Raw genomic sequence first — 5,642 nt, 5'->3', positions numbered from 1 at the left:
GCGCTGACCCACCAACGCGTCGCGGCCGTGCTGGGCGCGGCGCGCGCCGCCGCCGAAGTCGACGGGATGCGACCGGGTCTGCGCGTGCTGTCGACTCGTCGTTGGCGAACGGCCGACGAGGTGACCGCCAATCTCCTCGGCCCGCTCCTGTCCGGCGCCGCCCTGGTCTGGGTGGATCCGGCCGGCGGGCACGACCTTGCTGCCATCGCGGCGACCGAGCACACCGATCTCACACTTACCGCATAGTTCACCGGCACAGAGCAACGGTCCGTGGACCATACGTCCACGGACCGCCGCTCTGTGCCAGTGAGTGTCAGCGCAGCAGGGCGCGCGCCATCACCATCCGCTGGATCTGGTTGGTGCCCTCGTAAATCTGAGTGATCTTGGCGTCGCGCATCATGCGCTCCACCGGGAAGTCGGTGGTGTAGCCCGCGCCGCCGAACAGCTGGACGGCATCGGTGGTCACCTCCATCGCGACATCGGAGGCCAGGCATTTGGAGGCCGCGCTGATGAAGCCAAGGTTGCCGCCGCCGCGCTCGGCGCGCGAAGCGGCGGAGTACACCATCAGACGGGCGGCTTCGACCTTCATCGCCATATCGGCGATCATGAACTCGACGCCCTGGAACTGGCTGATGGTCTTACCGAACTGCTTGCGGTCCTTGACATAGGCGATGGCCTGATCCAGCGCACCCTGGGCGACACCGACGGCTTGCGCGCCGATGGTCGGGCGGGTGTGGTCGAGGGTGGCCAAGGCGGTCTTGAAGCCGGTGCCTTCCGCGCCGATGATGCGGTCTTCGGGAATGGTGCAGTTCTCAAAGTAGAGTTCGGCGGTGGGCGAACCCTTGATGCCCAGCTTGTGCTCCAGCGGACCGACGGTGAAGCCCTCGTCCTCCTTGTGGACCATGAACGCCGAGATACCGTTGGCACCCTTCTCCGGATCGGTAACAGCCATCACGGTGTACCAGGAGGACTGACCACCGTTGGTGATCCAGCACTTCGACCCGTTGATCACCCAGCTGTCGCCTTCCTTGCGGGCGCGGGTCTTCATCGCGGCGGCGTCGCTGCCGGCCTCGCGCTCGGACAGCGCGTAGGACGCCATGGCCTCGCCGGAAGCGATCGACGGCAGCACCTGCGCCTTCAACTCATCCGAGCCGGCCAGGATCAGGCCCATGGTGCCGAGCTTGTTGACGGCCGGGATCAGCGAGGCGGAAACGTCGACGCGCGCCACCTCCTCGATCACAATGCAGGCGGCCAGCGAATCGGCACCCTGGCCCCCGAACTGATCGGGCACGTGGATGGCGTTGAAACCGCTGGCCACCAGCGCAGCGCGGGCCTCCTCGGGGAAGCGGGCTTTCTCGTCGACTTCCTTGGCGTAGGGGGCGATCTCCTTCTCGGAGAGCGCCCGGATCGCCTCGCGCAGAGCCTGGTGCTCCTCGGGAAGCTGGAACAGGTCGAAGTCGGGGTTGCCGAAAGCCATTGTCTACTCCTCCTGGCACTGCGTGCCACCATCTGGTCTGGGTCCAGTTCACCACGTCCACCCGGCCCGGTCAACCACCCGACCGGTGATTCCGAACGTCAGCGATCAGCGACGGTCCGCTGCAGACGCCGTAGTTCGGCGTCGAGCGCCTGGGCGGTCGCTGCCACATCACCGCGGCTCATCTGCCGGAGCAGATAGTTGTGGACGCCGGTCACTGCCGCCGCATAGGCGACGATCCGCGCGCGTGACGCGTCCGGGCACCGGCCACGCAGATAGTCCTCGAAGAGTCGCTGGTAGCGCGAGGCCATCACGAGTTCACGGTCGCGCAGCGCCGGAACCTGGGAGACCACCTCGTAGCGGCGCGCGGCCAGGTCGGCGTTGGCAGCAAAGTGTGCGAAGACGAGTTCGGCGCCCGTACACACCGCGGACCACGGGTCGTCATCGCTGCGTTCCAGCTGGTCGGCGACGACGGTCAGCAGCGACTCGTGGTCGGCAAAGATCAGTCCCTCTTTGGACCCGAACTGGCGGTAGAGCGTACGGCGCGAGGTGCCAGTCGCCGCGGCGACGTCGTCCACGGTGGTCGCCTCGTAGCCCTGTTCGGCGAAGAGTCGGATCGATTCAGCCACCACCCGCTGCCGGTACTGCCCCGGGTCGTCGTACTCGGTCGCCATGCCCGCCAGTATGGCGCACACCGCGCGCGACGCCCGGGGCGCATGACCGTACTACGGTGTATCAGACCAAACCTCGGCACTATCGACATACCGTCGGCCATACGCCGCGCGCTTCGCCCCGGATCTGGCGCGAGTGACGGCAACCGATTCCGGCTGACTGCGTCTATCCGACGACGCCCTTCACGATGCCGCCGCTCCAGCATTGAAAGACCACGGCACCGGGCACCGGGAAGACCTTCGCCCCGGGGCAAGGAGACGGCCGCCGTTGCACTGATCCGTCCGGAGCCACGAGAAGGAGCGGGTAGGGCTCGCCATCTTTCGCCGCAGCCGCCTGAGCGGAGACCAGGGTGTCACCGACCACGGCCCAGCCACCGAGTTCGCTCGCCACCGGGGCAACGCTGCCCGCTGTCACCCCGTCGAGCCGTACGAACTCGCCCGTCAGCAGGTTGAGGACTCGGATGTTGCTGGAGCTGGATCCCCGCGGACTCAATTGGACGGCTGAGTCGGCAGACCAGGCGGGGTTAACCGAACTCCCGAATGTCCGCAGGTCCGCTGGCAGCGCCTGAGCAGTTCCGGTGGAACCATCGACCACGAAGTAGCGGGCGTCTCCGTCGGTGTAGCTGCCGGGATATGCCCGAACCAAAACGCGCGTCCCACCCGCCGCGACGAGATAGCCATCCTGGTACGCGCCCGGCTGGCTCCCGGATACAGGCGTCGCCACCCTCGTCTCCGCGCCATCGGCGGCCGCGAAGATCGACACACCCCCGCATGGATTCGCCCAGACGATTCCCGCGCCGATGGCCACCGAAGATTCCGGCTGTAATACAGGGTCGGTCAGGCACGGTGCTGTGAGCCGGTGCGACCACCGAACAACACCGGTCTGCGGATCTAAGGCACCGAGTTCGTCTCCTCGTCTGACCGCAATCAGATCCGCGGGAGACCGCACCTGTCCCGCACGGAGCCAGCCGTCGGCATTCGTCCAGCGAACCGCGCCGGTCAACGCGTCGAGGCCGATCAGAATGGGAACCGCAGCAGCTGCTGACCACGTGTTCGCGGGCCAGTTCCGCGCGACCGCGGTACACGTGAACACCAGCATCGCCCCGGCACCGGGGCCAGTGGTCGTCGGCAAAGCGCCGCACTTCCACGGGGACTCCTGCGAGTCGAATTCCCAGAGCAGCCGGCCAGTGGCGCCCTCGTACGCCCGATGCTTGGACACCGCACCGCCGCGGTCCGCGGCGGCAGGATCGCCGATACTCCAGGTAACGAAGCCCGCACCCGCGACGAGGAGATACTCGGCCCCCGCAACGGTGTAGCTCACCTCGGATCCGAGTTCGGTCGGCACCGCAGCAATCCGCGCGGCGGCGCCGCTACCGGGTCCGAGGTTGGGCGGCGTCGCCGCGGCGGCAATTCCGGCGACGAGTACCGCAACCACCACGGGCCCGACGGCACCGATCTGCCCGCGACGGATTCTCCACCAGTCGCGTCTATCACCGCCTGCGCGCCGACGCACGACGATCAGCAGCAGTATCCCCACCGCGAGCGCGACCCAGCCTGCGGCCAGCCACGCCAACGGCGCACGACCGCCCGGGCCCTCGGACAGCGCGAGGCCCGGGTAGCTGACTGCGCGCGGCCGGACCACGAACAGCCAGATTCCGGCGCCGACCAAGAGGACGGCGACAATGCTGACGAGCGGGCCTACCCGCTCGCTCCCGAGAATCAAGAGCACGGTCATAACGGCGACGAACGCCGCCACACCGCATCCGATCCAGAAGAACTCGCTGACAGGTCCCATACCCACTCCGACCCGGCCGATCGGCCGAGCCACGAGCGCCGCATAGAGGCACAGGATCACTCCCGCGACGGAGGTGCCGATCGCCGCTCCGCCGAGGATGGGGCTTGCGGCACTCGCACGCGCCTGCGCAACCTCATCGGTCACCTCCGGTGCCTCGCCGCGAGCCTGCCCCCGATTGTCCGTCATGCGCAGAATCTAACCGGTCCGGATGCCCACGACCACCCGTACCCGCCGTCGTAGCGGTGCCTACTGCCCCGGATCGTCGTGATCGGTCGCCATGCCCGCGGGTAGGGCGCATCCGAATCGGCGGCTCGCGGTGTCCGCTCGTACTTACCATCGACGCGTGGACCTATTACTGCTGTCGTGGGGCGCGAGTGCGATCCCGCCGTTCCTCGCCGAATGCACCGGACGCCGGTCCGCCGAGGTGCGCCTGGGAGTGATCGACGACGCGTCCATCCCGTTCGGCGACAACGGCTTTGTGATCCACGAGCGCGAGCGGCTCACCGATTTCGGCTATCGGGTCAGCACCCTCCGGGCGCGCGACGCCACAGGCCCTAAGCAGTTCGGCGAAGCGTTGGATGCGCTCGACGCGGTGTATGTGTGCGCCGGCGAAACCTTCGTCCTACTCGATTCGCTGCAGCGGGGCGGCCTGCGCGAGGTGCTCGCCGACCGCGTACGGGCGGGGCTGGCATACATCGGACTGTCGGCCGGGGCGGTGATCGCCGGGCCGAGCGCCGAGCCGGTGCGCCTGATGGACGACCCGACGCTCGCGCCCGACCTGACCGACTACCGCGGCCTCGGGCTGATCGACTCGGTCCCGATCCCGCACGCCGACGGCCTAATCCCCACCTATCCGCCGGAGACGTTCACGCAGATCCGGCGCGACTACGGCAACCGCTTTCCGCTGACCTTCATCAACGACGACCAGGCCCTGCGCGTCAGCGGCATCTCCGCGACTCTGGTCCCGTCACCCTGACCTCAGTTACGCCCCCCACCGGCCGATCGGCACCGTTGGCACCGGTCGATTCGTGCACAACTGGGCAGCCTGCACCGAATCTCGGGTGACCGCAGTGCGCCGTCCGCGCGGTAAGTTGCTTGGTATGAGAGTTCCGCGTCTCGTCGCCAACGCCAACAAGTACCTCACCAACCCCGTGCAGGGTTTGTGGGCACCGAAACTCGCACCGTGGGCCGTCGTCGAACACGTCGGCCGCACATCGGGAACGGCGTACTCCACTCCCGTGCTGGCATGGGTGCAGGGCGATCGCCTGTCCATCCCGCTTGTCTACGGCACCGGTAGCGACTGGGTCCGCAACGTCCTGGCTGCCGGCGAGTTCACCCTCGTCCGCCAGGGCACGCAGCTGACGATCGCCGGGCCGCGGATTGTGCCGTCGGATTCACCGGACATCGTCGGTCTGGCCCGCTACCTCGGCCGCCCGTTCGACGGCGTGCTGTTCGGCCGGATCGCCGGATCCAGCTCGTGATCGGCCCCCTCGACGGCTTCTCCGTCCACGAGTTCACCCATGCCGACGCGACGACCGGGACCATCACCCACCGCTACTACATGCGCGGCACCGGGCCAGCGGTGGTCGTGATGCCCGAGATCCCCGGGATCACTCCGAAGGTGCTCGACTTCGCACATCGCGTTTCCCGGGCTGGTCTCACCGTCTACCTGCCCTCCCTGTTCGGCGACGACGGCGCCTCC

General features: G+C 67.9%; 5 protein-coding genes and 2 pseudogenes. 4 read left to right on the top strand and 3 right to left on the bottom strand.

Features of this window, described 5'->3' with window-relative positions:
* Window positions 1-246, top strand: a pseudogene (locus WAW85_RS14260) (TIGR03089 family protein); the annotation flags it as partial.
* Window positions 247-313: 67 nt separating this feature from the next.
* Here the strand turns inward: WAW85_RS14260 and WAW85_RS14255 are convergent.
* The 3 genes from WAW85_RS14255 to WAW85_RS14245 form a co-directional block, all read right to left on the bottom strand.
* Entirely contained in the window at window positions 314-1,477 is a 1,164-nt protein-coding gene (locus WAW85_RS14255) for an acyl-CoA dehydrogenase (protein ID WP_422560255.1), read from the bottom strand.
* A 98-nt stretch (window positions 1,478-1,575) separates the two neighbouring features.
* Window positions 1,576-2,148: a TetR/AcrR family transcriptional regulator gene (locus WAW85_RS14250; RefSeq protein ID WP_422560254.1), complete on the bottom strand. Its 573-nt coding sequence runs from the start codon at window positions 2,146-2,148 to the stop codon at window positions 1,576-1,578.
* A gap of 163 nt (window positions 2,149-2,311) precedes the next feature.
* A complete protein-coding gene (locus WAW85_RS14245; protein WP_422560253.1) occupies window positions 2,312-4,126 on the bottom strand; it encodes a PQQ-binding-like beta-propeller repeat protein in 1,815 nt (604 codons plus the stop codon).
* Between the two features lie 157 nt (window positions 4,127-4,283).
* Between WAW85_RS14245 and WAW85_RS14240 the strand changes: the two genes are divergently transcribed.
* From WAW85_RS14240 to WAW85_RS14230, 3 genes and pseudogenes are all read left to right on the top strand, one after another.
* Complete coding sequence (locus WAW85_RS14240) at window positions 4,284-4,916, top strand: Type 1 glutamine amidotransferase-like domain-containing protein (RefSeq protein ID WP_422560252.1); 633 nt, start codon at window positions 4,284-4,286, stop codon at window positions 4,914-4,916.
* A 124-nt stretch (window positions 4,917-5,040) separates the two neighbouring features.
* Entirely contained in the window at window positions 5,041-5,421 is a 381-nt protein-coding gene (locus tag WAW85_RS14235) for a nitroreductase family deazaflavin-dependent oxidoreductase (RefSeq protein ID WP_422560251.1), read from the top strand.
* Window positions 5,418-5,642 (top strand): annotated as a pseudogene (locus WAW85_RS14230) (dienelactone hydrolase); the annotation flags it as partial. The gene WAW85_RS14235 and the pseudogene WAW85_RS14230, both read left to right, overlap by 4 nt.

Source organism: Gordonia sp. (in: high G+C Gram-positive bacteria) (assembly GCF_049299075.1).
Lineage (GTDB): Bacteria > Actinomycetota > Actinomycetes > Mycobacteriales > Mycobacteriaceae > Gordonia.
Note: the sequence above shows the minus strand (reverse complement) of the source record. Positions and strands in the feature narration are given on the sequence as shown.

Excerpts from the sequence above, each read along its gene's own strand:
- WAW85_RS14255 (WP_422560255.1), bottom strand. The coding sequence starts at position 1,477 with ATGGCTTTCGGCAACCCCGACTTCGACCTGTTCCAGCTTCCCGAGGAG.
- WAW85_RS14250 (WP_422560254.1), bottom strand. The coding sequence starts at position 2,148 with ATGGCGACCGAGTACGACGACCCGGGGCAGTACCGGCAGCGGGTGGTG.
- WAW85_RS14245 (WP_422560253.1), bottom strand. The coding sequence starts at position 4,126 with ATGACGGACAATCGGGGGCAGGCTCGCGGCGAGGCACCGGAGGTGACC.
- WAW85_RS14235 (WP_422560251.1), top strand. The coding sequence starts at position 5,041 with ATGAGAGTTCCGCGTCTCGTCGCCAACGCCAACAAGTACCTCACCAAC.